Annotated in this window: 25 protein-coding genes; 6 read left to right on the forward strand and 19 right to left on the reverse strand. The window is 42.3% G+C overall.

Features of this window, described 5'->3' with window-relative positions; genetic code table 11:
• Both FFF34_001620 and FFF34_001625 read right to left on the reverse strand, forming a co-directional pair.
• Positions 1-1,605, reverse strand: coding sequence for a M56 family metallopeptidase (locus FFF34_001620; protein ID TSD66125.1), 1,605 nt, complete (start codon positions 1,603-1,605; stop codon positions 1-3).
• Positions 1,602-1,979 (reverse strand): BlaI/MecI/CopY family transcriptional regulator, encoded by a 378-nt coding sequence (locus FFF34_001625; GenBank protein ID TSD66126.1) that lies wholly within the window; start codon positions 1,977-1,979, stop codon positions 1,602-1,604. Before FFF34_001625 ends, FFF34_001620 begins: the two co-directional genes overlap by 4 nt.
• Before the next feature lie 125 nt (positions 1,980-2,104).
• On the opposite strand from FFF34_001625, the gene dprA reads away from it, so the two are divergent.
• Complete coding sequence (gene dprA, locus FFF34_001630; protein TSD66127.1) at positions 2,105-3,205, forward strand: DNA-protecting protein DprA; 1,101 nt, start codon at positions 2,105-2,107, stop codon at positions 3,203-3,205.
• Here dprA and FFF34_001635 read toward each other — a convergent pair.
• From FFF34_001635 to sppA, 8 genes are all read right to left on the reverse strand, one after another.
• A complete protein-coding gene (locus tag FFF34_001635; protein TSD66128.1) occupies positions 3,202-3,678 on the reverse strand; it encodes a histidine phosphatase family protein in 477 nt (158 codons plus the stop codon). The genes dprA and FFF34_001635 overlap by 4 nt on opposite strands.
• A 67-nt stretch (positions 3,679-3,745) precedes the next feature.
• Positions 3,746-4,366, reverse strand: a complete 621-nt coding sequence (locus FFF34_001640) for a PorT family protein (protein TSD66129.1) — start codon at positions 4,364-4,366, stop codon at positions 3,746-3,748.
• A gap of 63 nt (positions 4,367-4,429) precedes the next feature.
• The gene (locus tag FFF34_001645) at positions 4,430-5,401 is read right to left on the reverse strand and encodes a glycosyltransferase family 9 protein (GenBank protein ID TSD66130.1); all 972 of its coding nucleotides are present in this window, start codon (positions 5,399-5,401) and stop codon (positions 4,430-4,432) included.
• 3 nt (positions 5,402-5,404) lie between these two features.
• Positions 5,405-5,863 (reverse strand): D-glycero-beta-D-manno-heptose 1-phosphate adenylyltransferase, encoded by a 459-nt coding sequence (gene rfaE2, locus FFF34_001650; protein ID TSD67934.1) that lies wholly within the window; start codon positions 5,861-5,863, stop codon positions 5,405-5,407.
• Positions 5,864-5,926: 63 nt separating this feature from the next.
• The gene (gene gmhA / locus FFF34_001655) at positions 5,927-6,481 is read right to left on the reverse strand and encodes a D-sedoheptulose 7-phosphate isomerase (protein TSD66131.1); all 555 of its coding nucleotides are present in this window, start codon (positions 6,479-6,481) and stop codon (positions 5,927-5,929) included.
• Position 6,482: 1 nt separating this feature from the next.
• Positions 6,483-7,472: a D-glycero-beta-D-manno-heptose-7-phosphate kinase gene (gene rfaE1 / locus FFF34_001660; protein ID TSD66132.1), complete on the reverse strand. Its 990-nt coding sequence runs from the start codon at positions 7,470-7,472 to the stop codon at positions 6,483-6,485.
• 24 nt (positions 7,473-7,496) lie between these two features.
• A complete protein-coding gene (locus FFF34_001665) occupies positions 7,497-9,176 on the reverse strand; it encodes a DNA polymerase/3'-5' exonuclease PolX (protein ID TSD66133.1) in 1,680 nt (559 codons plus the stop codon).
• Between the two features lie 171 nt (positions 9,177-9,347).
• The gene (gene sppA / locus FFF34_001670) at positions 9,348-11,135 is read right to left on the reverse strand and encodes a signal peptide peptidase SppA (protein ID TSD66134.1); all 1,788 of its coding nucleotides are present in this window, start codon (positions 11,133-11,135) and stop codon (positions 9,348-9,350) included.
• Positions 11,136-11,221: 86 nt separating this feature from the next.
• Between sppA and folK the strand changes: the two genes are divergently transcribed.
• Positions 11,222-11,707, forward strand: coding sequence for a 2-amino-4-hydroxy-6-hydroxymethyldihydropteridine diphosphokinase (gene folK, locus FFF34_001675; GenBank protein ID TSD66135.1), 486 nt, complete (start codon positions 11,222-11,224; stop codon positions 11,705-11,707).
• A gap of 16 nt (positions 11,708-11,723) precedes the next feature.
• A complete protein-coding gene (locus FFF34_001680; protein ID TSD66136.1) occupies positions 11,724-12,101 on the forward strand; it encodes an Hpt domain-containing protein in 378 nt (125 codons plus the stop codon).
• A 77-nt stretch (positions 12,102-12,178) separates the two neighbouring features.
• Here FFF34_001680 and purS read toward each other — a convergent pair whose 3' ends face one another.
• The 3 genes from purS to FFF34_001695 all read right to left on the reverse strand — a co-directional run bounded on the left by purS (position 12,179) and on the right by FFF34_001695 (position 14,933).
• On the reverse strand, positions 12,179-12,436 hold the full coding sequence (purS, locus tag FFF34_001685) for a phosphoribosylformylglycinamidine synthase subunit PurS (GenBank protein ID TSD66137.1): 258 nt from the start codon (positions 12,434-12,436) through the stop codon (positions 12,179-12,181).
• A gap of 25 nt (positions 12,437-12,461) precedes the next feature.
• Positions 12,462-13,202: a CDP-diacylglycerol--serine O-phosphatidyltransferase gene (gene pssA, locus FFF34_001690; protein TSD66138.1), complete on the reverse strand. Its 741-nt coding sequence runs from the start codon at positions 13,200-13,202 to the stop codon at positions 12,462-12,464.
• 90 nt (positions 13,203-13,292) lie between these two features.
• Complete coding sequence (locus FFF34_001695) at positions 13,293-14,933, reverse strand: transcription termination factor Rho (GenBank protein TSD66139.1); 1,641 nt, start codon at positions 14,931-14,933, stop codon at positions 13,293-13,295.
• A 258-nt stretch (positions 14,934-15,191) separates the two neighbouring features.
• Here FFF34_001695 and pyrF point away from each other — a divergent pair, with 258 nt between their 5' ends.
• The 3 genes from pyrF to FFF34_001710 all read left to right on the forward strand — a co-directional run bounded on the left by pyrF (position 15,192) and on the right by FFF34_001710 (position 19,025).
• Positions 15,192-16,025, forward strand: a complete 834-nt coding sequence (gene pyrF / locus FFF34_001700) for an orotidine-5'-phosphate decarboxylase (protein TSD66140.1) — start codon at positions 15,192-15,194, stop codon at positions 16,023-16,025.
• A 297-nt stretch (positions 16,026-16,322) separates the two neighbouring features.
• Positions 16,323-16,844, forward strand: a complete 522-nt coding sequence (locus FFF34_001705; protein ID TSD66141.1) for a transposase — start codon at positions 16,323-16,325, stop codon at positions 16,842-16,844.
• Between the two features lie 198 nt (positions 16,845-17,042).
• On the forward strand, positions 17,043-19,025 hold the full coding sequence (locus tag FFF34_001710) for a S9 family peptidase (GenBank protein ID TSD66142.1): 1,983 nt from the start codon (positions 17,043-17,045) through the stop codon (positions 19,023-19,025).
• 72 nt (positions 19,026-19,097) lie between these two features.
• Here the strand turns inward: FFF34_001710 and FFF34_001715 are convergent, their stop codons facing one another.
• The 6 genes from FFF34_001715 to FFF34_001740 form a co-directional block, all read right to left on the reverse strand.
• Positions 19,098-19,631 carry a pyridoxamine 5'-phosphate oxidase family protein gene (locus FFF34_001715; GenBank protein ID TSD66143.1) on the reverse strand — a complete coding sequence of 178 codons (534 nt, stop codon included), beginning with the start codon at positions 19,629-19,631 and terminating at the stop codon, positions 19,098-19,100.
• Positions 19,632-19,855: 224 nt separating this feature from the next.
• Positions 19,856-21,220, reverse strand: coding sequence for a DNA polymerase III subunit epsilon (locus tag FFF34_001720; protein ID TSD66144.1), 1,365 nt, complete (start codon positions 21,218-21,220; stop codon positions 19,856-19,858).
• 210 nt (positions 21,221-21,430) lie between these two features.
• A complete protein-coding gene (yidC, locus tag FFF34_001725) occupies positions 21,431-23,260 on the reverse strand; it encodes a membrane protein insertase YidC (GenBank protein ID TSD66145.1) in 1,830 nt (609 codons plus the stop codon).
• Positions 23,261-23,282: 22 nt separating this feature from the next.
• On the reverse strand, positions 23,283-24,893 hold the full coding sequence (locus FFF34_001730; GenBank protein TSD66146.1) for a CTP synthase: 1,611 nt from the start codon (positions 24,891-24,893) through the stop codon (positions 23,283-23,285).
• A gap of 899 nt (positions 24,894-25,792) precedes the next feature.
• On the reverse strand, positions 25,793-26,113 hold the full coding sequence (locus FFF34_001735) for a hypothetical protein (protein TSD66147.1): 321 nt from the start codon (positions 26,111-26,113) through the stop codon (positions 25,793-25,795).
• 52 nt (positions 26,114-26,165) lie between these two features.
• Positions 26,166-26,771, reverse strand: a complete 606-nt coding sequence (locus FFF34_001740; protein ID TSD66148.1) for a hypothetical protein — start codon at positions 26,769-26,771, stop codon at positions 26,166-26,168.
• Positions 26,772-26,987 lie beyond the last annotated feature (216 nt).

Raw genomic sequence — 26,987 nt, forward strand, 5'->3', positions numbered from 1 at the left:
TTAGTTAATATTAAAAGGCGTTGGTTTAACATTATCTACCAAATTGGCATCTATTTGCACTTTAATAGTATATTTTCCAATAATTTCTAATACACCATTTTTAGCCTGATCGCCATATTTACTTTTAGCTTTTGCTATACCTTTTGGGTTGTTTTTACTGTAATAAACCAGCTTATCACCACTTATAGATAATATCTCGTTGTTTTTAACCGATGGTAAAGTAATTACCTTATTATTTGCAATTACCACCGGCCCGCCAGCACTTGGTTTAAGTTGCAAACCCCTGTAAGATATGTCCGTTGCTTCTATCTGTATACCGTCTTTATCACTTTTAGGTGCGGGTGGCGGCGGTGGCGGCGGTGTTTTGATATCTGCCGGTGCATCCGGTGCAGCAGGTGGGTCTAATCTGATCTCTAACACATCAGCGCTTTTTTTCATTTTACCCTTTTTTGCTTTATAGGGCTTAACAATAGGCGGGTCTATTCTAATTTCTTTTACATCGGCAGATGGTACCGGGGGGAGTGGTTCTTCTATTCGTATTTCTGCCACGGCGGATTTTGCTTTTTTGTGTTTTTTAACCGGCGGTAAGGGTGGAGGTGGAGGAGGGATAGGCATACTTGACCGCACCTTTTTGCTGTAATCGGCCTTTTTGCCGGCCGGTACCGTATCTGTTTTTGCTTCAGTTACTGTAATAGGTTTTAAAACTACAGCTTTCGCTTTTGGCGAAAGGTCAATAAACCCATAATCTTTACTAAAAACTAATGTTGATGCACAGAGCATACCGCCGCAAAGCGGTATTACTGCAAGGTATTTTAGCCTGGCTAACCTACCCGAACGTTGTTGATTTAACATAATTATCCTCTTTTTTAATAAGTTGTAGTTGAAAAACGAATGTGTGACAGACGAGCCCTGTATGCCATAGGCATTACTTACCAAAAAAGATGAGTAGGCAAGCGCATCCTTTTCGTGAGCAGCGGTTTGCTCGTCGGCAATATATTCATGTATGGTTTTAAGGCTGTGCTGCAGCAGGTATACCAATGGGTTAAACCAATTGATCACCTTTATAATCTCCAGGAATAGAATATCTACCGAGTGCTTTTGGCGAATGTGCACCAATTCGTGCGCTATTACCGTTTGCGGACGGGGCAGGTGGCTACCCACAAACATATAGTTGAAGAAAGAAAAAGCGGTGTTTTCTTCGTCGAGGCGAATGATCTTGTAGTTGTCTTTAATTTCGGCTTCGCGACCGTTAGATAACTTGTAAAGGCGGTAAAAACGATAGGTCAGCACCACCATTGCAATGCTAACGCCCGCTATGTAAGCGTAAAGCAAAGCATCCTGTAAATTAAATAGCGGTGCATGTGCTATGTTTGCCTTTTTTAAGCCACTAATTGGCTCTAGAATAATTATCCCTTCTACAACAGGTGCTGCAGGCTTTAGTATACTTATTTGAGTGAAAGGTAACACAAACGATATTACACAGCTAAATAGCAGGAACGCCCTGCCCAGCACATAATGCGTTTCGCGGTTTAGTAATAAGCAATAGCATAAATAAAATACGCCCAGGTATATATTTGCCTCGATAAGATAATGCAGCCAGCTCATTTTTTTTGATTTTTAAGTTTATTAATTAGTTCGGTTAACTCGTCAAGTTGCTTTATGCTAAGGTCTTTTTCGTCGGCTATAAAGGATACCAGGCTTTTATAGGAGTTATCAAAGTAGTTGTTCATCAACTTATCAAACGTAAATTTTTTGTAAGCATCCTCGGTTATCAGCGGGTAATACACGTGCGAGTTACCATAAGCCTTATGATTAATAAACCCTTTACCCTCCAGCACCCTAACTACGGTCGAAACGGTATTATAAGCGGGTTTAGGTTCGGGAATCTTCTCCAGTATGTCCTTTACAATTGCTTCGTTTAATTGCCACAGTATTTGCATTATCTGTTCTTCGGCCTTAGTAAGTTCTTTTAGTTTCATAGCAAACTATTTTTATAGTTAGATAAAGGTAAAACTATTTTTATAGTTTGCAAACTATTTTTGTAGTTTTCTATTTTTGCTAATTATTTTAGGATTATTTTATACTTTAGGGCTGCTAAAATTATATGTCAATACTACACCAGGTTGCCCTTACCTATATTAAAAGCATTGGTTGTACCAATGCAAAAAACTTAGTTGCCCATGTAGGCGATGCCGAAGAGGTTTTTAAAACACCGAAGGGGAAGTTTTTAAAAATTCCGGGTATTGGCGAGAAGACCGTGAGCCAGATTGATTTTGCTGATGCATTAAGGAAGGCCGAAAAAGAATTAAAGTTTATCGAAAAAAACAATATTGATGTATTGTTTTATACCGATGCGCGATACCCCCGCAGGCTAAAAAATTGTATCGATTCGCCGGTACTGCTTTATTCAAAGGGTAACGCCAACCTTAATATGCAGCGTGTAGTAAGTATAGTGGGTACCCGTAATGCAACGGATTATGGCCGGCAGCTTTGTAAACAGTTGATAGAAGAATTGCAGGGTTATAACGTATTGGTAGTTAGCGGCCTGGCTTTGGGCATTGATGTTGCCGCTCACCGGGAATGTGTCAGGCTGGGCGTGCCTACAATAGGCGTGCTGGGCCATGGCTACGATAAAATGTACCCCAGCCAAAACCGGTCAATAGCCGAAAAGATGCAGGAGAATGGAGGGCTGTTAACCGAATATCCATCCGAAACAATACCTAATCGCGAAAACTTCCCTCAGCGTAACCGGATAGTTGCCGGTATGGCAGATGCCACGGTGGTTGTAGAGGCGGGCTTAAAAGGAGGCGCGTTAATTACCGCCGAAATTGCCAATAGCTATAATAGGGATGTATTTGCTTTCCCAGGCAGGTTAGGCGACGAATATTCGGAGGGATGTAATTTCCTTATCCGTAATAATAAAGCCGCATTATTAACATGTGTTGCCGATTTGGCTTATAGCCTGGGTTGGGAGAAAAACTCCGAATTAAAAGGAGCACCCGAACAATTGCTGTTACCAATAGATCTATCATTTGATGAACGCACGATATTTGAGATCCTACAACAACAAAAAACCCCAATAGGAATTGATGACCTTACCATAAAAGCTAATATGCCCATGAGCCAACTGGCCATGACTTTGCTGGATATGGAACTACAGGGCTTTATCCGCTCACTGCCGGGTAAAATGTATACTATTAATTAATCTTTCGGGATGTCGTAAAAAGTTAGTTTGCCGCTGTCTTCATGCAGTTCGGTCCAACTAGCGGCTTCAAATTCAATAAGGGCTACTGAACATGGTGGTACTTCTTTTATAGCGCCGCTTAAGGTAAACAATACCTGGCTTATGCCCGGGTTGTGGCCGGTAAGGGCTATAAAGTCGTATTCACTGGGCTGGTTATATATAACGTTTAACAGGGTACTTTCGCTGGCATCGTATATGGCCTTATTAGTAATGGCTTGTGGCAATGCTAACGCCTGTATAAAAACGTTAGCTGTAGATATGGTACGTAAAGCCGGACTGGCTACTATTACCTGTGGCATAATGCCCTGCGTTTGCAAACGCGCGGCCATAAGTTCGGCTTGTTCAAAACCTTTTTGGGTTAGTGGTCGCTCAAAGTCCGTATAACCGCTTTCATGTGTTGCTTTTGCGTGTCGTATTAGTAACAGTTTTTTCATATTGTGCCTAAAATAAAAAAAGAGGAGCGTATAGCTCCCCTTTTTTGTTGGTTATTTAGTTTAGTGTTTAGAATTTAAAACCTGCAGATATACCAAACACGCGTGTTTTGGTAGTAACGCTATTATCGTTTGATATATTGGTCAGACCAAGGTCGTAGTTCAGGCCAATCAAAAAGTTGTTTTTAAACTCGATACCGGCAATACCATTTAGGCCTATGTCAGTTCTTTTAATGTCGTCTATACCATCGCCGAAGGTAACATTGTCTGAAACGCTTGAGCCTCCAGATGTGATCACCTTAGTTTTGCCAGATACACCATATGCTGCATAAGGGCCCGCACCTAAATACACATTACCAATTACAGCCGGTATATGGTAAACTAAATTCACAGGAACCTGCAAATAGTAAAGTTTTACCTGTGCTACATTGCCATTATTATCATCCTCCTGGCCACCTTTACCGGTGTATATTAATGCAGGCTGTAATGATAGGCCGGCAAATTTAATATCGGCAAATAAGCCTACCGAGAAGGTTGTTAACTGGCCGGTTGTGTAAGTTGTGCTTCCGCCTGAAGATTGTGCAGAAAGATTTGCAAAGTTTACCCCACCTTTTACGCCCAAACTGGCTGATTGTGCAAACGCACATACGGATACGGCTACTAAAGTGATGCTAAGGAATATTTTTTTCATGATATGTTTTTTATGTTAAGACAAGTAACCACAAAAACATATAAAAGTTTGGTTACGGCAATATTAGTTACGAGTGTTTACAAATGCGGTTATATTTTCTTCAGGTATATCGTGCATGCATTTAAAGTGCCCAAGCGGGCATTTTTCCAACCCGAATTTTGAGCATGGGCGGCAATAAAGGTCTATTCCGGCTACTAAAACATCCTTCACCATATAGGGTTGTACACCCAGTAACTCCGGCACGGTGCCACCCCAAACAGATACTATTGGGCGGTTAAAAGCTTCGGCTATATGCGTTAGGCCGGTATCAAAACCAATAATACTCTCGGCTTTCGATACCAAAAAAACCGATTCGTCTAAAGTGGTTGTTCCGCATGCATTGTAAATTTTAGGGCCAATTGCTGCCGCTATTTCTTGGCCGTTTGCTTTTACATCATCACCGCCCAATAAAACCACCGGGTATTTTAACCCGCGGCATATGTTAATTATCTTGTCATTAGGCATCCGTTTTGTAAAATGCGTGGCACCTATAACAAATGCTATATATTGTGATTGGTGCGATGCAGGTAGCAGTGTAGCTAGATGATGATCGTGCTTTATATAATAATCTATGGGCCTGCCATCGTTAACTACGCCTAAAAATTGCACGGCTTTCAGGTAACGGTTAACAAGGTGTGTGGGCGGTACCAACTTTAAATTAAGCTTTAAGCTTAACCATTTGCGTATTGTTTGTTTTTTATAAGTTGATGAATGTATGCCGGTGCGTAACTTAATAATGGCCGTACGCAGGTTATTATGCAGATCAATAATATGATCATATCCTTCGGCTTTTATATCCGCTATAGTTTCGGATAGGGTGGGCTTTAGGAAAAGCAGCTTATCAACGTATGGATTGTTATCGTATATATATTTAAACGCGGGTTTGGTTAAAAAATGAACTTCGGCATTGGGTACCTGCTTTTTTAGGCAGCGTACTACAGGTGTAGTGTAAATAATATCACCCATCGAGCTGAAGCGGATAACCAATATCTTCATTAGCTAAGCTGTTTGCGCTTTTATTTTATTAATGATAGCAGTAGATGAGTAGCCGTCAACCAGTGTTATGGTTTTTACTTCGCCGCCATTGGCTATTACTTCTTTTGCCCCTGCAATATTATCTACAGTGTAATCTGCCCCTTTAACCAATATATCCGGCAGCAGCTGGGTTATCAGCTCGCGCGGGGTATCTTCTTCAAACAATATCACGGCATCTACAAAAAATAAAGCAGCTAATAGTGCGGCACGGTTGTTTTGATCATTTATAGGGCGGCTTTCACCTTTTATACGCTTAACAGAACTATCAGTATTTAGGCCGATGATGAGCTTATCGCCCAAATCGGCGGCTTTGGCTAGGTAAGTTACGTGACCCAAATGCAGCAGATCGAACACACCATTGGTAAATACCACCCGGTTGCCTTCATCTTTCCAAACCTTTATTTGGTTAATGAGTTGAGGCATACCGGTAATTTTATTTAAGAGTGTTAGTTCCAGATCTCTTTTCATCTTATAAAATTAATTGTATTAATATGCATCGTCTACAGCCTTACAAAGTATGTGACCAATAAGAATGTGCATTTCTTGTATGCGCGCGGTAACATCCGATGGTATAACGATATTCAACTCGCAAAGTCCGTTCATCTTACCACCATCTCGGCCTGATAGGCCAAGTGTTTTACAACCATGTTTTGTAGCGGTTTCAAAAGCATTTAATATACCCTGGCTATTACCACTGGTAGATATGCCTATAAACAGGTCGCCGGGTTGTGCCAATGCCTCAATTTGGCGAGAGAACACATGGTTGTACCCATAATCGTTTGCTATCGCGGTTAATGCTGATGTATCAACAGTTAGGGCTATGCCTGGTAAAGCCTTACGCTCTTTTACATAACGCCCGCTTAACTCAGCTGCAATATGTTGGGCATCTGCCGCGCTACCGCCATTGCCGGCAATTAGTACCTTATTGCCATTTTTTAATACTGATATAAGCGTTTCGCAAGCCGTTTCAATATCGCTTGTTAGCGATTCGATAACGGTTTGAATTAATTGCTGATGCTGGTACAATTCGTCTAAAACCATCTTATAGTCTTTCTATATCCCCTAATATTTCATCAACGTTGGTAACGGCGCTACCGGTTTGCCTTATCACTATCGCCGCTGCATGGTTGGCCAGTTCGCAAGCTTCCTCAATAGTTAGCCCCTGGGCCATAAAATAGGCCATAGTTGCCAAAACCGTATCGCCTGCGCCTGTAACATCAAATACCGATGTAGCTTTAACAGGCAATAATTTATACGTTAGCTCATCTAATATCACCATCCCCTGTTCTGACAGGGTAACTACAATATAATCTGCTTCGGTTTGTTGTAATATAATTTTTGCTGCTGTTTGTAATTCATCAAGGGTAGTTACCTTCTCTACCTTTGCAGCATCGGCCAGTTCCTTACGGTTGGGTTTAATAATGTACGCGCCTTTGTATTTTCTATAATCGAGGCCTTTTGGGTCTATAATTACCTTTTTGTTATGTTGGTTTGCTATAGCGATCAATTGTTGGGTTAAACCAAAGGAGAATAATCCTTTGTTATAATCCGATAATAAAACTATATCAGTTGCAGCAATTTCGCTTTCTAACCACTTTACAAATTCATCCTGTAGCTTATTGGCTAATTCATCGGTAACTTCCCTGTCAAATCTAACCAGTTGATGGCTGCCTGCCATTACACGGGTTTTTACCGTTGTTGGCCTGCTACTGTCTTTAAAAATGCCGTTGCTGTCTACACCTTCGGCTTGTAATATCTCAACCAGGCGGTTAGCGTTAGCATCGTCACCGGTAATTCCCGATAATGAAACCTTGGCACCTAAGGAGTAAAGATTTTGCGCAACATTAGCAGCGCCGCCGGGGGTAACAAAGTCTTTTTTTACGTTAACAACAGGTACTGGCGCTTCTGGTGATAAACGTGAGGCGTCGCCAATGATATAATGATCTAACATCAGGTCGCCAATAACCAGTACATTTGGTATATAGCCCCTTTGCTTAATGTTGCGTACTCTATCTGTTAGTATGTTACTCATTAGTTGGTAATCATTAGCTATGGGTTACTTACTAAGCCTTTTCTTTTCAAAAACCTGTGTAATATCAGCCAAAGATAATGCATTAAGGCACATTTCTTTTGTTAAGCCGCCTTTGCGCGCAACCATAACACCATAGCGCATATCGTGCAGGCCACTTACACGGTGCGCATCGGGGTTTATAGATAGCATAACGCCTTTTTTGAGTGCATACTGATGCCAACGCCAATCCAGATCTAACCTTACCGGATTCGAATTGACTTCGATAACTACATTATTTGCCGCGCAGGCATCAATCACCTTTTTATAATCAATATCATATCCTTTACGGCTAAGCAGCAGCCTGCCGGTTGGATGGCCCAATATGGTGGTATACGGGTTTTCAATAGCCTTTATTAAACGGGCAGTGGCTTTATCTTCGGGCATTTTTAAGTTGGTATGTACCGATGCTACAATAAAATCAAATCGTTTTAAAATTTCATCCGGGTAATCCAACGAGCCATCGTTAAGGATATCCGACTCAATACCTTTAAATATGTGAAAATCCGGGTATTTTTTATTTAAATTATCTATTTCTTCGTGTTGCTGTAATACACGCTCAATACTTAGGCCTTTGGCATAAAAGGCACTTTTACTGTGGTCGCATATGCCTAAATATTGCAGCTTTAATACATCGCGGCAGTATAGCGCCATTTCTTCCAATGTATTTACCCCATCACTCCATGTACTGTGGTTATGCAGGGTGCCTTTCAGGTCGGGGGTAGTAATCAATACCGGTAATGTGTCGTTCTCAGCCCTTTCAATAAAGGTAGCACCTTCCCGTAATTCGGGTTGCATCCATTGCAGGCCTGCCTTGGTATAAATAAGTTCCTCGCTTTCGGGCTGCTCCAACGGGAAACTTATTCGTTGTAAAACGGCTTGTATATGTTCATCGTCGCCGGTGTTCATAAACAATTCTTTATAGTAATCAGCCGCGTCTACACAAATAATATCAACCAGCAAACCATTACTTAGTTCGGCGCCAATATGGTTGCCGTTTAGCGTTACGTTTTTTAAACTATCCAATTCAACCAGGGCATCATAAGCTACCTGTTGGTTTAAACTGCCTACAACAATCACCAATTCGGTAATGATATCATTTAACCGGCGAAATTCCCCAGCGAAATGCTTTAATGCATCCGGGAATATGCCTTTTATTTCATCCAGTAGTTCGTGGGCTTCTTTCTCGACCTGGGCAAACAGGAATTTACCGTTGCCGGCCATCCTGAATTCAATAAGCTTTATAATTTCCTCCTGGGTTTTTAAGCCAAAGCCTTTTGCTTCTATCAAACGGTTTTCGTTGCAAGCATAATAAAGCTCGCCCACGTTCTCAATACCCAGTTCTTTCCATATAATAGCTACCTTTTTTGGCCCGATGCCTTTAATACCCATCATTTCTACAATACCTTCGGGTGTTTGGGCAAGCATATCCTGCAGTTCGGTCATGGTGCCGGTTTCCAGTAATTCCGCAATTTTTGAGGCTATACTTTTACCTATACCATCAATTTTTTCCAATTCGTCTAACGATTTATCGGCAATAGGGAAGGGCAGTTTATCTACCTTAAAGGCAGCGTTGGCTATTGATTTTATTTTGAAGGGGTTTACATCGTGCAATTCCATTAATTGCGACAGTAAACGAAGTGTACGGGCTATGGGTTTGTTTTCCATAAAATGGTTAAGCAGTAAAAATACAAAAAGCGGGGCTTAGTCTACAATATAGTTGATGTGTTCAGTTAGCTGCACAAACTATGTTTAAACAACTTTTATTTTTATATAAGGTTTAAAATAAAAACAAAAAGCCACCTTTTCAGGCGGCTTGTCATCAGTATCGTATTTATCTTATTTTATAACCACATCATAAGGCATGCGCGCTTGTGGTACACGCATTGTTTTGGTTACGCCTTTTATTTGTTCGTAATAGCGGTAGTTTTCGCCAAGCTCGGCTTGTGCAAAATGCGTTTGTATTTTCGCGGTTAGGCCTTGCCCCAGCTTATTTAAAACGCTTTTTTGCTCTGGGTATGCTACAATTTTATAATCGGTAAGCTGCGCCTTTTTTGCAGCCGATTTAATAGCGTCATTTATATTACCTAACCGATCTACCAGTCCTATTTTTAAGGCTTGCTCACCTGTCCAAACACGGCCCTGGCCAATACTGTTTATATAGGCCTGTGTTTTGCCCCGACCCTGGGCCACTGCCTTGGTAAAATCGTCGTAGCCGCTGTTTATATTTTTTTGCAGGATAGCCCTTTCTTCAGGAGTCAGCGGGCGGGAGGTATCGCCAAGGTCGGCAAACTTGCCTGTTTTTACACCATCGAAGGTAATACCCAGCTTATCGTTAAAAAACTTTTGCATGTTAGGCAATACCGCAAAAATGCCTATGGAACCCGTAATAGTATTCGGCTCGGCAAAAATAGAATCGGCCGCGCATGATATGTAGTAGCCGCCTGATGCTGCCAGGTCGCCCATAGAAACAATGATGGGTTTTACTTTTTTGGTTAACATTACCTCGCGCCATATTACATCAGATGCCAGCGAACTGCCGCCCGGTGAGTTTACACGCAATACTACTGCCTTTACCTTATCATCTAAACGCACCTTGCGTAAGGCTTTTGATATCGTTTCTGACCCAATGCTGTTATCATCGCCATCGCCGCCAACAATATCGCCCGAGGCGTATACTATAGCAATACGTTTGCTTGAGCTTACTTCTTTAGGGTCTTTATCGTTTTCGTTTATACGGGCTTTTACGTAGTCGCCAAGATCAACGCTGTTTACATTGTCTTTTTGGCTAATGCCGGTTTTTTGTTTAAGCTCGCTTAGTATTTCGTCTTTATATTTCAGGCCATCTACTAAATGATACTTTAGGGCGTCCTCAGGTTGCTGTATAAGGCCGGTGTTGGCATAGTTAAATAACGAATCTTTATTGATGTTGCGGCTTTTGCCGATACCTGTTAAAAAATGATCATACATCGAGCCGAGGTACGAAGTAACCTGCAGGCGGTTAGCGTCGCTCATCTTGGTTAAAAAGAAAGGCTCAACCGCACTTTTATACGTACCTACCTTTATAATTTGTGCTTCTATACCCAGCTTGTCTAAAGCGCCCTTTAAAAAGGTGACCTCGGAGCTAAAGCCTCTGAATTCGAATATTCCTTTTGGATTTACATATACTTTATCTGCTACTGATGCCAGGTAGTAAAAGCCTTGTGTGTAAACTTCTGAGTAAGCGATAATGAACTTGCCCGATTTTTTAAAATCTAAAAGTGCGTTGCGCACCTCTTCGGTAGTGGCCTGGCCCGATAACATGTAGCTTTCGTCTAAAAATATGCCTTTTATATTGCTATCTGTTTTCGCTTTTTTAATAGATGCCAGTATATCGTTTAAGCCGGTCGACTTTTCGCCATCAAGACCTAAAAAGTTAAGGCCGGCAAACGGGTTATTAGGTGTACGCTCGCTTATGGGGTAATCTAATTTGATATGTAGTACCGAGTTTGCGTCCACATCTACGTCTTTATCTGTGCTTGATGCAACTAACCCGGCTATCAGGCCAAAAAACAGGGCAAACAGTATTACGGTGGAAATAATGATACCTACAATAGTGGCCAGTACAAATTTGAAAAATTGTTTCATTAACTGTTATAAATCTTTTATATATGCAAACTTACTAATATCGTCGGTATAATGTTAAGAGCCTCATCTATAATATTTGTTACAACATGATTAATGTTTTTTTGCTTTTAGGGAGTAACCTTGGCAACCGCAATTTGTTTTTGCAGCAGGCTATACAACATATAGAGGAGGATATTGCCCCTGTGAGCCAAAAATCGGCAGTTTACGAAACGCAGTCATGGGGGAAAGCCGACCTGCCTGATTACTTGAACCAGGTGATAGTTATACAAACTAACCTAACTGCACAGAATGTGTTGCAAAAGATATTAGCTATTGAATTGCTGCTGGGCCGCAAACGTGAAGAGAAATGGGGATCGCGCATTATTGATATAGACATTTTATTTTATGGCGACCAAATCATCAATGCGCCCGGGCTTGTAGTGCCGCATCCCGAACTGCATAACAGGCGGTTTACCTTAGAGCCCTTGGCCGAGCTTACCCCCGATTTTATACATCCGGTGTTGAATAAAAATATTTTAATACTCAAAAAAGAGCTAAAAGATACTTTGATTGTAAAAAAAGTATATTTTTGATACTTAAACCTTAAAAATGTCTGACTTATCGCCCTCACAGGACTTGGACCTTTCATTCCTGTACGAAATTGCTGACGGCAGCGACGAATTTATTGTAGATTCTATCACCATGTTTTTAGACCAAACACCGCAACTGTTAGGAACCATTACCGACGCCATAAATGCGCAGGATTGGGCTACAGCGGCTTCCGCGTCGCATAAACTAAAACCTAACCTTGGCTTTTTTGGCATGCCGTTAAGCCAGGCTGCCATACAAGATGTTGAGCTGATGTGCAAAGAAGGCGCCCCAGACCCGGCAGTGGTAGTAGCTAAATTTGCCGATGTAAAAAGTGTGGTAAGCGGCAACTTAATTGAATTGGAAAAAATAAAAACCGAGAAAGAAGCTAATCTTTAAGGTTATACTCAATGATATATAACAGAAAAAGGCAAACCAATGGTTTGCCTTTTTCTATATAAAGCTTTTGTAACGTATTAAGCTACTTCTTCCAACTTAAAGCTATAGCTTTCCATTATAAGGTTGGCCAGTAAATTTTTGCAGGCCTGGTCTACTTTGGCATTTGCGGTTTCGGCATTATCAGCTTCTATCTCTAAAGAGATGTGCTTGCCTATGCGCACGTTATGTATTTCAGATAAACCAAGGTTTTTCATGCTGCCGGTAACTGCTTTTCCCTGTGGGTCAAGTATTTCTTTTTTTGGCATTACATCAATTTCGGCAAGGAATTTTTTCATTAAAGTATAGTTTGCGCTTATGCGATTAATTATTTTTATGTGAGCTGCTTATTACGGTATCATCGGTAACCCAAAGCTGAATTAAGCTTAATGTGATGTACATGATAATAACTACCGGAACAGCTGCAAATTTAAAAAATAGTATGAGTATTGCCGAGAATAACAGTAATAAATAACGGTAAAAATTTTTATTAAAGTCTCGGTTTTTGAATTTGAGCGACATTAGCGGCAGCTCGGCCACCAGCATGGTGCACATAATTACAATAAATACCGATAGTCCGTAAGGGTTAAGCACATACCTGGTAAAACCGGTGTATTGCTGCATTATAAGCGGTATCGAGGCTATTAATATAGCGTTTGCCGGTGTGGGCAAGCCAATAAAGCTTTCGGCCTGGCGGGTATCAGTATTAAATTTAGCCAGCCTTAATGCCGAAAATACAGGTATTAAAAAAGCGATAAAATTTAGCCACTCGCTTACATGCGGTATTTGCGGAGCCTGTAACAGCAATTCGTACATAATGGCCGATGGTAATACACCAAAGCTTACCATATCTGCAAGCGAATCGAGGTCTTTACCTATGCCCGAGAAGGATTGTAATACACGTGAGGCAAAGCCGTCAAAAAAATCAAATATGGCGGCCAAAAAAATAGCATAGGCTGCAAACACCAGGTTGTCCTGAAAAGTAAAAACAATGCCTATACAGCCGCTAAACAGGTTAGCGCATGTTATGGCATTTGGAAGATGTTTTTTTACCCGCCTCTTCATAATTGGTATGAAGGTATTATAATTTTATTAAAATACATGAAGTTATAAGTTAACGTTATGCTAAATTATAACTTCAATATATAAAAGATATTATGAGTTCATCGAAATCAGGAACTCTTCGTTGGTCCTGGTGCCTTTTATTTGCGCCTGTAAAAACTCCATCGACTCCTGCGAGTTCATATCGGCAAGGTGGTTGCGAAGTATCCATATGCGTTGCAGAGTGTCGCGGTCAAGCAACAGGTCGTCGCGGCGGGTGCTCGAGGCAGTGATATCGATAGCAGGGAATATACGTTTGTTTGATAATTTACGGTCAAGCTGAAGCTCCATGTTACCGGTACCTTTAAACTCTTCAAATATCACCTCGTCCATCTTAGAACCGGTCTCTGTTAAAGCAGTAGCAATAATGGTTAACGATCCGCCATCCTCTATGTTACGGGCCGCGCCAAAAAAGCGTTTTGGTTTGTGCAATGCATTAGCATCAACACCACCCGATAATATTTTACCAGATGCAGGCGCTACCGTGTTGTAGGCACGTGCCAAACGGGTGATAGAATCCAGCAGGATAACTACATCGTGGCCGCACTCTACCATGCGTTTTGCCTTCTCTAATACAATATTGGCAATTTTTACGTGACGCTCGGCAGGCTCATCAAAAGTTGATGATACTACTTCGGCGCGTACGCTGCGTGCCATATCGGTTACCTCTTCGGGGCGTTCGTCAATCAGTAATATAATCAGGTAAACCTCGGGGTGATTTTTGGCTATTGCGTTGGCAACATCCTTTAATAACATGGTTTTACCAGTTTTTGGTTGCGCCACAATTAAACCACGCTGGCCTTTACCAATAGGCGAGAACAGGTCCATAATACGGGTAGAGTAGTTACCAGCATCAGTAAACAAGCTCAGCTTTTCCGATGGGAAAAGCGGTGTTAAGTGGTCAAAAGGTACACGGTCGCGCACTTCGGCAGGTATACGGCCGTTAATGGCCTCTACACGTACCAGCGGGAAATATTTTTCGCCCTCTTTTGGCGGGCGTATGCTGCCGCGCACGGTATCACCGGTTTTTAAACCGAATAATTTGATCTGCGATTGCGATACATATATATCATCCGGAGAGGTTAAGTAATTATAATCAGATGAGCGCAGGAAACCATAGCCATCGGGCATAATTTCTAACACCCCTTCGTTTACAATTACGTTATCAAAATCAAGGTTAATGGCAGGCTCCTGGTTTTTAGCCTGTGGCACGCGGCGCTCAAATTTTTGCGGACGGGCTTCTGTTGCAGGCTGGCCTGTTTGCTCGGGCTGGTCGGCCTGTTCGGTTTTTGCAGGTTGCTCTTCGCCGGTGTTTTCGGTTGCTTCTGCGGCTACCGGTTGGTTTTCGCCTTCGTCAACTTGCGGCTCATCGTCCTGTGCTTCAAACAGGTTGGTATCATCTAAAGGTACTTCAACGCGTGGTTCGGTGCTTGATTTTACCGAGCGGGTACGTTTGCGTGTTTTTTCGACAGTATTTTCGGCAGCAGGGGCAGGGGCCTCTGCCGGTTTTTCGGAGTAGTTGTTATTTACTATATTTTGTTGGTTGCGGGCGGCCTCTATTAATTGCTGTTGGGCAACTATAGCGCTAATTAACTGTGCTTTACGCAGTTCATCAGCCTCTGCAACACCTAAACTTTTGGCAATTTCGCGCAACTCAGAAACGAGTTTGTCGTTCAATTCGATTGTATCAGACATGATATGAATTATAGTTCAAAAGGATTTTTTATTTGAAAGATTGTTTTGAAACCCTGATTATGCAATGTTTAAGCCCAGGCAAGTATTAGATAGTATAATAAAAACGTGGAAATCAAAGATTGTTTCTTTAGTGCAAGAAATAATGCAGGAAAACAATGCAATTTTACAGAAATTATCTTAGAATGCAAATTTATTAAAAAAATAACCCATTTAGTTTAATTTTTTAGTTTTGCACAGTATTAATATAAAGTCCTTTAAATGATATCACGCAGCCAGCTTATCGAGCAAATAAAACAAAAGAAAACCTTTTTATGTGTTGGCCTTGATACTGATGTCGACAAAATACCCGCCTTTTTAAAACAATACCCCGACCCGGTTTTTGAGTTTAACAAACGCATTATTGATGCCACTAAGGACGTTTGTATAGCCTACAAGCCTAACGCCGCTTTTTATGAAAGCCGTGGCCTAAGCGGTTTGCAAAGCCTTATCAGCACCGCCCAATACCTGCCAAAAGAGTGCCTGAGTATTATTGATGCCAAACGCGGCGATATTGGCAATACATCAGACAATTACGCCAAAGCATTTTTTAATGAAGAAACATCGGGCATGGGCTTTGACGCCATAACCGTTACACCCTATATGGGTAATGATAGCGTTACACCTTATTTAAAGTATGACGGTAAATGGGTGATATTACTGGCGCTAACCTCATCGGTAGGCAGTAAAGATTTTCAATACCTGCCCACAGGCGATGGCTACCTTTACGAAACGGTTATACAAAAAGCCAATACCTGGGCCGGTGCCGATAGGATAATGTTTGTAGTAGGGGCCACCAAAAGCACCGAATTTACCAACATACGCCAATATGCACCCGATAACTTTTTATTGGTGCCGGGGGTGGGCGCGCAGGGCGGTAGCTTAACGGATGTATGTAAATACGGCATCACTAAAGATTGCGGCCTAATAGTTAATGCATCCCGCTCTATCATCTACGCCTCAAACGGCGAGGATTTTGCCGATGCGGCCCGTGCCGAAGCTTTAAGTTTGCAACAGCAAATGCAGGCAGAGTTAGAAAAGGCTGGGATAATATAAGTCCCCCTACTTAGACGCCCATTCAAGTGTCCACACTTGAATGCATCGGTTGTAAGCGTCCACGCTTACATACATTTCCATTTATAGCATTCCCTCTTACTTTCATCAAAAAATAGTTTGTTATATAATGTAAGTGTAGACACTTACATTCTTAGCATCCAAGCGTGGACGCTTGGATGGGCATAAATTAAGTAAAATAAAAACGCCCATTCAAGTGTCTACACTTGAATGCATAGGTATGTAAGCGTCCACGCTTACATACATTCAAATCCTAAAATTATTTAGCATATTTAGCTCATGTCACGCAATGCCTCTACAGACGAACTTTACTTTGTTACGTTAACAGTTACCAACTGGATAGATGTATTTACCAGAAGGCTATACAGCGATTTTATTATTGAAAATTTAGTCTATTGCCAACAACATAAGCACCTGAATATTTATGCTTATGTGATCATGACTAATCATATCCACATGGTAGCTAATGTAACAGACGGTTCGCTTGGGGATGTATTGGGCCATTTTAAAACTTATACCTCAAAAAAACTGGTGGAAATGATAGCAAGTAACCAACAGGAAAGTCGGCGCGAGTGGATGCTTAAAAAGTTTGAGCTTGCCGGAAAGTATAACCCGCTGAATACGCATAACCAGTTTTGGCAAAATGGAAATCATCCTGTGTTACTCTATTCGCCTGCAGTGATCGATCAAAAGATAGATTATATTCATGAAAATCCTGTTAGGGCAGGATTCGTGGGTTCGGCGCATGAATTTTGGTATAGCAGTGCCAATCCGGAAAGCCCATTAAAAATAATTTATTAATGTATTTAAGCGTTGACGCTTAAATCCTTAACATCCAAGCGTGGACGCTTGGATGGGCGATAGAAAAGGCGGGGATAATATAGAAAAACGCCTATTCAAGTGTATATACTTGAATGTATGGGTATGCTAGCGTCCACACTTACATATCATTTCCATTTCCACTAGTAAATTTTTAAATTACAGGCAAAATAAGCCTATATGAAAAAAATCTTACCTATTGTATTACTTGCTGCCTTATCAAGCGCTGTATTTGCGCAAACAGGACCTAAAAATTTCCAACCAACGGATTTTTATAAGATACCCACAGTTAGCGATGCCCAGGTATCGCCCGATGGCAAATGGGTGGCTTATGAAGTATCCGAAGTGGATACGGCTAAAGACAAGCGCGTATCGCATTTGTGGATGCAAAGCTGGGATGGCAAACAATCTATACAGCTAACCTACGGCGACGAGCCGGCCTCAAAACCGCGCTGGAGTCCCGATGGTAAGTACCTGTCGTTCCTGTCCTCGCGCGATTCAAAGAACGGAGCGCAGCTATGGGTAATGGACCGCCGCGGTGGCGAAGGCAAAAAACTAACCGACATTAAAGGCGATTTAAACGATTATGCCTGGAGTCCCGACGGCGGCAGGGTTGCTTTAGTTATACAGGACCCGGAGAAAAAGGGAAAAGACAGTAAGGATGAGCCAAAAACCACCAAGCCTATACATATAGACCGTTATCACTTTAAGCAGGACTACGAGGGCTACCTGGAAAACCTGCATCAGCACTTGTATGTGTTTAATTTAGGTACAAAAAAGATTGATACCCTTACCAGCGGTAATTATGATGATAGCGCGCCCGATTGGGCACCTGATGGTGAAACCATTGCCTTTGTGAGCAACAGGGATGGCGACCCCGATAAAAGCGAAAATACGGATATTTTTAGTGTAGAAACCAGGCAGGGTGGGGCTCTTAAGCAATTAACCACCTGGAAAGGGCAGGATGGTAAGCCACAATACAGCCCTGATGGCAAAACTATAGCCTACCTGCGCCAAAATAGCGAGGGTTATACCATGTACGCGCTAAGCGAGCTTTGCATAATGGATGCCGATGGTAAAAATACCAAAAACCTAACCCAACAGCTTGATCGCCCAGCCGATAACCCGGCATGGAGCAAGGACGGCAAAACCATAGCCTTTTTAATAGAAGATGATCGCGACAAATACGCTGCTGTTTATAACCTGCAAACTAAGCAGATAACCAATATTAGCGGCCGTGGTAAATTTAATATAAGCGATATAACTGCCCACTCGGCTAATAACTGGCTTATCAGCTATACTACGCCTTATATGCCTTATGAGGTTTACGCGCTGGAAAGCGGAAAGTTTAGGCGATTAACTTTCCATCAGCAGGATTGGCTTAAAGGTGTAAAACTGGCCGATGTTACCAGTTTTAAATCGGTAAGTAAGGATGGTACTTCGGTATCGGGTATATTATATCGCCCCGATAGCACCGCTAACAAAAAGTTACCTTTTATTTTATTTATACATGGTGGTCCGGTAGGGCAGGACGATTATAGCTTTGACGGTACCTGCCAGGTATTAGCCAGCGCGGGTTATGCGGTAGCTACGGTAAACTATAGGGGTAGCTCGGGCAGGGGTATTAAATTTACCAATGCCATTAACGCCGACTGGGGTAATAAGGAGGTTATTGATTTGCATGGTGCCGTAGATGAGCTGATAAAACAAGGCATTGCCGACCCTGATAAGTTAGGCGTTGGCGGCTGGAGCTATGGCGGCATATTAACCGATTTTATGATAGCATCTGATACCCGCTTTAAGGCAGCTGCAAGCGGGGCAGGCAGTGCGCTCCAGGTGGCTAATTACGGTATAGACCAATACATTTTACAATACGATAATGAGTTGGGCCAGCCATGGAAAAATATAGAGGTGTACAACAAAATATCGTACCCCTTTTTACATGCCGACAGGATAAAAACACCCGTATTGTTTATGTCGGGTTTAAAAGATTTTAACGTGCCTACTGCCGGCAGCGAGCATATGTACCAAGCCCTAAAATCATTAGGTATACCCGCCGAATTGGTTTTATACCCTAACCAATTCCATGGCATAGGCGTACCCAGCTACCAGGTAGATAGGGTGCAGCGGTACATTAAATGGTTTGATAAGTATTTGAAATAGTAAGTTGAGGGTTGATATGGCTGTTAGGGCTTATCTAACGATGAGTGCCCTATCAACCCTTCAACTATTTCATTAAGGCTGTAACTTGCCTTCTATAGAGTCGTCCAGTGTTTTGCCTATGGCGGCACCTACCAGTTGTTTTGCAAATGCTACGGCATTGCCGTGTTTGTTATCCCAGTAATAGCCTTGGGTTGGGGTTACTTTTATAACCGAAATTCTCGGGTCGTTTTCGCCCTCGGTGAACCATACTTTCAGGATAGGGTCCCAAAGCTCCTTTATTTTTTCTTTGTCTTCGCTTATTTCGGCTATGCCATAAACATTTAAAAAATCAGAATATTTAGATCCCTGGAAAAGCAATTGCACCATCGGGTCGGTAGCAATTTCAGCGTTCTTGTGGCTGTCGTTAGCACTCAGGAACCATAAGTCGCCATTGTCATCAATTTTTTGCGGCGACATAGGGCGGGTAGAAAAAGGCAGGCCGGTTTTAATGTCACTGCAAAAAAAGCAGCTAACGCCCTCGGCCATCTCTTTTAACTTGGCCCAGGCCGCGTTGCCTTCCAGGTTTTTAAAATTATCTTCGGGTTGTTGTTGGTTAATGCTATCCATAATGGTTGATATATTTAAATGATAATATATTAACCAAAGCGAAATTGCATTGTTTTTAATATTTCAAAAAGAATGTACTGGTTGTAAATGATTGATAATGGTACGTACTTGTACCGCTGTCAAACTTTACCGTCATTGCAAGGTACGAAGCAATCTCCCTTAATGCAAGATGGTTATACAGTCATGAGATTGCTCCTCGCACTAACGCGCGCAGAGGACGCTTTCTACGCAAAACTCACCTTACGCTGCGGATAACGGTTGGCATAGCCGGTAACAATGTTTTTGATATAATCGCTGCCGGGGTAGGGGGTAAGGTAGTTTTTTAAGGCCTGTATATTATCGGCATCGTAATAATGAGAAATATAGCCCATGCCATAAAAGCGGCCCTCTTCAATAAGAATGCAGCTGTGCTCTTCGCCGTTGCGGCCCTCATCGCGTACGGCAAATGTAGGAAGTGCTTTTTTAAGCTGATCTATAGCGGCAGTTACCTTTTGGTTGTAAACTTCGGGGGCTTCAACACCCTCGCAGGCGCAGGTGCCGGTATTAGTGCCGCTGCAGGGCTGGTCATTAGTTTGTATAAAACACAGCTTAGGGCACAAGCCGAAGGTCTCTATAAGGCTGATAAGCAGGTTACGGCCCTCTAACAACGAATTGCAACTGTATACCGATGGCATATGCTTGCGGTGCTTATCAACAGCCAGGCGCAGGTATCCGCGCTGGTCTTCGTAAGCATACAGGCCGTAGGTGTTCTCAAAACGTTTTAACGAGCGGTTGTACTTTGGCCACAGGCGTTTTATCTCTACCGCCTCCAGTACAAAGGCTATAAGTTCGGTGCCACAAACCTGGTAACTTATGCGGTGGATGCTTTTTAAGAATTCCTGGCGCTGTAAGCCCGGGTTATTGCCCGTAAAATGGCTGCATACCCGCTTACGAATGTTTTTCGCCTTGCCCACATATACCACCTTGCCCTTACCATCATGAAAGTAATATACCCCCGGCGATGAAGGCAATGCATCCACATCTGCACGCGGCAGGTTGGCTGGTAACAATTGCTCTTTCGAATTTTGCTTTAAAGCTTGTGCAATATGGTTATCGGTATCGTTTTTTAAATATAAGCTAAATAGGTGTGCCGTAGCCTCGGCATCGCCCATGGCACGGTGCCTGCTGTTGTTTTGGATGCCCAGGTGGCTGCATAACTTACCCAGGCTGTAAGATATCAACCCCGGCATAATTTTGCGACCAAGGCGTACGGTACACAGCTTGTTGGCATGCAACTCGTAACCGGCAGTATTAAGGTGGTATTTTAAAAAGGAATAGTCGAAATTAACATTGTGGGCCACAAATATCTGCCCTTTTAGCAGGTGATAGATCTCGTGGGCCACATCCTCGAAAACAGGGGCTGTGCTCACCATCTCATTGGTAATACCGGTAAGGGCACGAATGTACACTGGTATATCGCGCTGCGGGTTTACCAGTGTTTCAAAACGGCGGGTAATTTTTTTACCGTCGTGTATGCATATAGCAATCTCTGTAATGCCGTTTGCACTGGCATGCCCCCCTGTCGTCTCAATATCTACAATTGCATACATCGTACACAAATGTAATATTCTTTGCTAATTATTTTAGTTTAAAATGTTGAAAAAGTTTAAAATGTTGAAAAGGTTGTAAGTGTTGTAATGTTGGAAGGTTGTAAAGTTGAAATGTTATCGCGTTTAATACAAAAAAAACCGTTAAGCGCAGCTTAACGGTTTTGTATATCATCTTTTCAGACTTAGGACTAAGACCTCTCGACTTAAGTCTTACTTCTTCTTCGCCTGTATTTGCTGTTGCTGGCGCATCATCTCTTCCATGCGGGCACCAAAGCCGGTCTTTTTCTTTTTCGGGTCATCAGGTTTCTTTTTGTTTTCCTGTATCTGGGCATGTATCTTTTTATCATCAACCATAAACTTAATTAGGTATTGCTGTAAAAAGGTAAGCATGTTGGCCAAAAAGTAGTAGTAATTTAAACCTGCAGGGTAACTGTTAAGCGTAGCCAGGAAAATGATAGGGGTAATGTAACCTATGTATTTCATCTGGCCGGTAGCACCCGATATCTGGTTGTTAAAGTAAGTATATATCAGGGTAGATACGGTCATCAACAAACACATTAAACTAATGTGGTTACCAATAAAAGGTACCGACGTTGAAAACTTAATTACCGCGTCGTAAGTGCTCAGGTCGTGCATCCATAAAAAGCTTTCGCCCCTTAGCTCAAACAAACTTGGGAAGAAGCGGAAAAACGCGATCACTATCGGCATTTGTATCAGCAATGGTAAACAACCGCCTAACGGGTTTACACCTGCTTTTTTATAAAGCTTTAAGTATTCTTGTTGTAATAGGGTAGGGTTATCCTCTCCAACTTTAGCCTTTATCTCGTCCATCTCGGGCTTTAATACACGCATCTTGGCCATCGAAAGGTACGACTTATAGGTAAGCGGCGATAAAACCAGTTTTAAAATGATGGTTAATATTAAAATAATAACCCCATAGTTGCTGGTGAAGTTTTTAAGCGCGTTAAATATAGGCAACACCGTAAAGCGGTTTATTAAAGCCAGCGGGCCCCAGCCCATGTATATCTGCTTCTCTAAGTGGTAACCTTCGGTTTTTAAAATGTCGTTTTTATTGGGGCCGAAATAAAACTCAAGCGGATAGGTGCCATCGGCAGCTTTGGCTACGGCAAGGTCGGCTGTCATTTGTTTAATGTGGGTAGTATCGGCCACATCGGTAGTTACAGCCAGGCTGGATTTGGTGAACCCGTTTTTAGCAATTAATACACCCGAGAAAAAGTGCGCCTGAAACGATACCCATTGCAGTTTTTTATCGGTAATATCCTTTTTATCGTCTTTGGTTTCGCTAAGGTAATCAACACCGTTATCATCGTTTATAAAGTAAACGGTGCTGTAGCGGCGCTCTTGTGCCATGTCCATTTCCTGTTTGCGCAGGTTGGCTGCCCAGTTAATATTGGCGGTGCTGGTGTTGGCTATAACCTGGTCTAAGCCGGTTGGCTTAATGGTTAAGCTTACCTTAAAGCCGCTGCCCTTTAAGCTGTATATATAATCTATATACTGCGTTGGGCTGTAGCTTAAGCGCATCGTAACCGACGATGAATCGGTACCGGCAACGGTTAGGTTTGGCGCGCTTGGCGTAAAGTAATACTGGTCGGTGTTTATTTTTTTGCCTGCGGCATCAAAGGTTAAACCAAAGTGGTTTTGGTTGCCTTCAAAAATAAGCAGCGGCTTTTTATCAAACGTTTTATAGTTTTTAAGCTCGGCAGAATACACCCGGCCGCCTTCGGTAGACAGTTTAAGGCGGATGTCTTTATTTTCTACAGTAACAAATTGCTCGGTGCCTGCGGTTGCGGCGCCAAACGGGCTTTTTAACACAGCCGAATCAACTACGGTAGTTTTTTTGGTGGTATCAAACTTAGCGGCGGCAGCAGGGGCCTTGGCCAAACCTGCTTGTTTAAGCGAATCCTGGTGAACTTTTGCTTTCTCGGCTTTTATCTGATCTGCAGAAGGCTGCATAAACCAAATAGAAACGCCCATTATCACCATGATCAGGAATAATCCTGTATATGTATTTTTATCCATTATGTGTGTATCGTACTATCAATCAATTTTTGCGGGCATAAGCCAGCGAAGCGGCGACAAAGTTAATAAAAAGTGGATGCGGATTAGCAACTGTTGATTTTAATTCGGGATGGAACTGCGCACCCAGGAAAAACGGGTGGTTTTTAAGCTCAACTACCTCAACCAGGTTGTTTTGCGGGTTAATGCCCGATGGGGTTAAACCCGCGCTTTCATACTGTTTTAAATACGTGTTGTTAAACTCGTAGCGGTGGCGATGGCGCTCGCTTATGTGCTGCGTGCCGTAAGCTGCTGCCGCTTTGCTGCCTTTCTTTAAATCGCAGGCGTAGGCGCCTAAACGCATGGTACCACCCTTGTTGATGATGGTTTTTTGCTCTTCCATCATGGCAATAACAGGGTTAGGGGTTTCAGGGTTCATTTCGGTGCTGCTGGCATCTTTAAGACCAAGCACATGGCGGCCAAACTCAACCACGGCACATTGCATACCCAGGCATATACCAAAGAAAGGGATATTATTTTCGCGTACGTAACGTATAGCCTCTATTTTACCTTCAAAACCACGCTCGCCAAAGCCGGGTGCAACCAGCACGCCATGCAGGCCTTTCAGTTTTTCTACAGCGTTCTCCACCGTTAATTGTTCTGACGGGATGTATTGCACGCGCACCTTGCACTCGTTTTTAGCACCGGCGTGTATAAACGCTTCGATGATAGATTTATAGGCATCCGGCAGCTCTACGTATTTACCCACCAGGCCAATTTTTACTTCGGAGGTAGGGTTTTTCAGGCGGCCCAAAAAGTCTTTCCAGCTATCAAGGTTAGGTTCGTTTTTGTGGCTAAGCTTTAATTTGGTTAATACGGTTTTGTCTAATTGTTCCTTTAACATCAGCAATGGCACATCGTAAATGGTTGATGCATCCATCGATTCGATTACCGCATTGATGTTTACGTTACAAAATAACGCGATTTTTTTTCTGATGTCCATATTAATATGGTGCTCGGTACGGCAAACCAGTATATCGGGCTGTATACCATACTCCAGCAGCATTTTTACCGAGTGCTGTGTAGGCTTGGTCTTTAATTCACCTGCGGCAGCCAGGAAAGGTATAAGGGTTAAGTGAATAACCAGGGCGTTATTAGGCCCAACTTCCCACTTAAACTGCCTAACGGCCTCTACAAAGGGTAACGACTCGATATCGCCTACGGTACCGCCAATTTCGGTGATCACGATGTCGTAATCGCCGGTTTCGCCTAAAATGCGCATGTTGCGTTTTATCTCGTCGGTTATATGGGGTACCACCTGCACGGTTTTACCTAAAAAGGCACCTTCGCGTTCGCGGTTTATTACGTTTTGGTAGATGCGGCCGGTAGTAATGTTATTGGCTTTGGAGGTTGGCGTGTTTAAAAAACGTTCGTAGTGGCCAAGGTCAAGGTCGGTTTCGGCGCCATCTTCGGTTACATAGCATTCGCCGTGCTCGTAAGGGTTTAAAGTTCCCGGATCGATATTAATGTAAGGGTCGAATTTTTGGATGGTTACGCGATAACCGCGTGCCTGAAGTAGTTTTGCTAATGAGGCCGAAATAATGCCTTTTCCTAACGAGGAGGTAACTCCACCCGTAACAAATATGTATTTAGTCATGATTTTTTTGAAATCCGGTTAGCGGTTTTTGAGCCGAAACCAATTGTTTGTGTACGGGATACAAAAGTAGGAATTTTTGCGGGCTTTGAGATAACAAAATACAAATGTTAGTATTTTGTTAATGAATGATTTTAACCTGACTGTCATTTCGAACGAGCGATAGCGAGGAGAAATCCTGTTCGATATACAGAGTCGGCTGCCTGTCGTTTGAACAAGATTTCTCTCTGTCGTTCGAAATGACAGTAGGTTGTTTTAACGAACTGAGTATTTCAAACATACAAGGCCCGCTCTTGGCCGCGGGAGGGCCCATTACTTTTTGCTTGATCAAAAAGTAACAAAAAATCAAGTCAGCAAAAAGGCTTCTTTGCCGCACGGGCCTTTGCCCTGCAAAGCGGGCAGAACCACGGGCTGGAATCTTTTGCCCTGCTTCGCTCGCGCATTCCCTCGCTTCTGCAAAATTTCCTATGCCCTTACCCCGCACAGGCCAGCATTGTTTTGCCCGCTTTCGCCCGAAGCTGCTTTGCTGACGCGGAGCTGCGAAAAGTAAGTTCCCCTCTCCGAGAGGGGTTAGGGGTGTGTTAGCCGCCATGCATTCAAATTCCCTCCCTGGGGAGGGCAGGGAGGGGTTATCACCCTGCAACTAATAAACTATATCCTTGCGAGCGATAGCGCGGCAACCTCAGTGGATATGTATCAAACTTTTTTAATGTTAGTCCGGATTTGAAATCCCGGACTGAAACAATGGCGGATTTGCAATCCGCGTGTTGATTGTAGTGTAAGTAAAACGAGGATTGCAAATCCCCGGAAATGCAAGTCCGGATTATAAATCCGGACTAACGAGTAACCGCCACACCAAGTTAGTCCGGATTTAAATCGCGAACTAACGGGAAGAGCTATAGTTACTTCATATTTATCAGTGCAATAACTCCGGCAACAGCTAAAATCATCGCCCAATAGCGTACTTCAATCCACATTAATGTGTTTATACGTTTTTGCCTGGGTAATTTAATTGTTCGCTGTATGATGTCTCCTTCTGCTGCCGTAGCCCGCTTATTATCTATCATAAATAATATTATTGCCGATGTAAACAGGGTGACAACACCAATATACTTATCATTTATTGATAAGGCGTCGGCTATAATAAACAGTATGATAGCTACTATTAGCGGAACGCCAAGCACCCAGCCACCTTTGCCTTTACGCTGATAGAATACAATCATGTTATAAGTATAAAAATAGATAAACGTTCCTTATTTCCGAAGCATACTGGTGTTATAAAAGTATCCCGGTGTTATAATAGTGTACCAGCCTTTGTACCTGCTTAAAGCTGTATTTGTCATCGGCAATATATTTATCGTATACTTCTTTATTATCGTGTATCATTTCCACAAAATCACTCTTACGATCCTTACGCGACTTGTTAAACAACGAAAAAATGCTTACTTCGTTATTTTTAACCTCTTTTACCGTATCCGAACCTTTTGATATATACCATAAGGTATTACTGGTTGTATTGATCATTTGATTAGGTCCGCTACCATAGGTAGTGGTGGTATTTTTTTCGTAAAGGTCTATTTTGCCGCCCTCTATCAACTGCATATATTCACGCTTGTCTTTCCCTTCCCGTATCACCGCCCTGTTTAAAATTTTGTCTTTGGCTATATAATATTCTTTAACATCATCAATACTAATTTTAACAGACTTACCGTCGGGGGTTAATTTATAGCTGTAGTTTTTAGCTAAAAAGCCTTTGCCAATAGCACATTTTACAGTATCGCTTTTATAATTTATAATATAATCGACGGTTTGTGCATTGGCGTTAAGGGTAAATAACAGCGCGGTTAGGCAGGCAGTAATGCCGTTAAAAATCAGTTTCATGTTTGGATAAGCGGTTTAATTAATTAGTGCCGTTAAGATAATAAAATTATTGACAAGCGTCGTTTTAGGTGTACGCATTAAGTCCACAATGTTAGTCCGGATTTAAAATCCCGGACTAAAATAATGGCGGATTTGTAATCCTCGTGTCGCTTATTTGTGGTGTAAGTAAAACGGGGATTGCAAATCCCCGGAAATGCAAGTCCGGATTATAAATCC

It is taken from the genome of Inquilinus sp. KBS0705, from assembly GCA_005938025.2.
Classification (GTDB): Bacteria; Bacteroidota; Bacteroidia; order Sphingobacteriales; family Sphingobacteriaceae; genus Mucilaginibacter.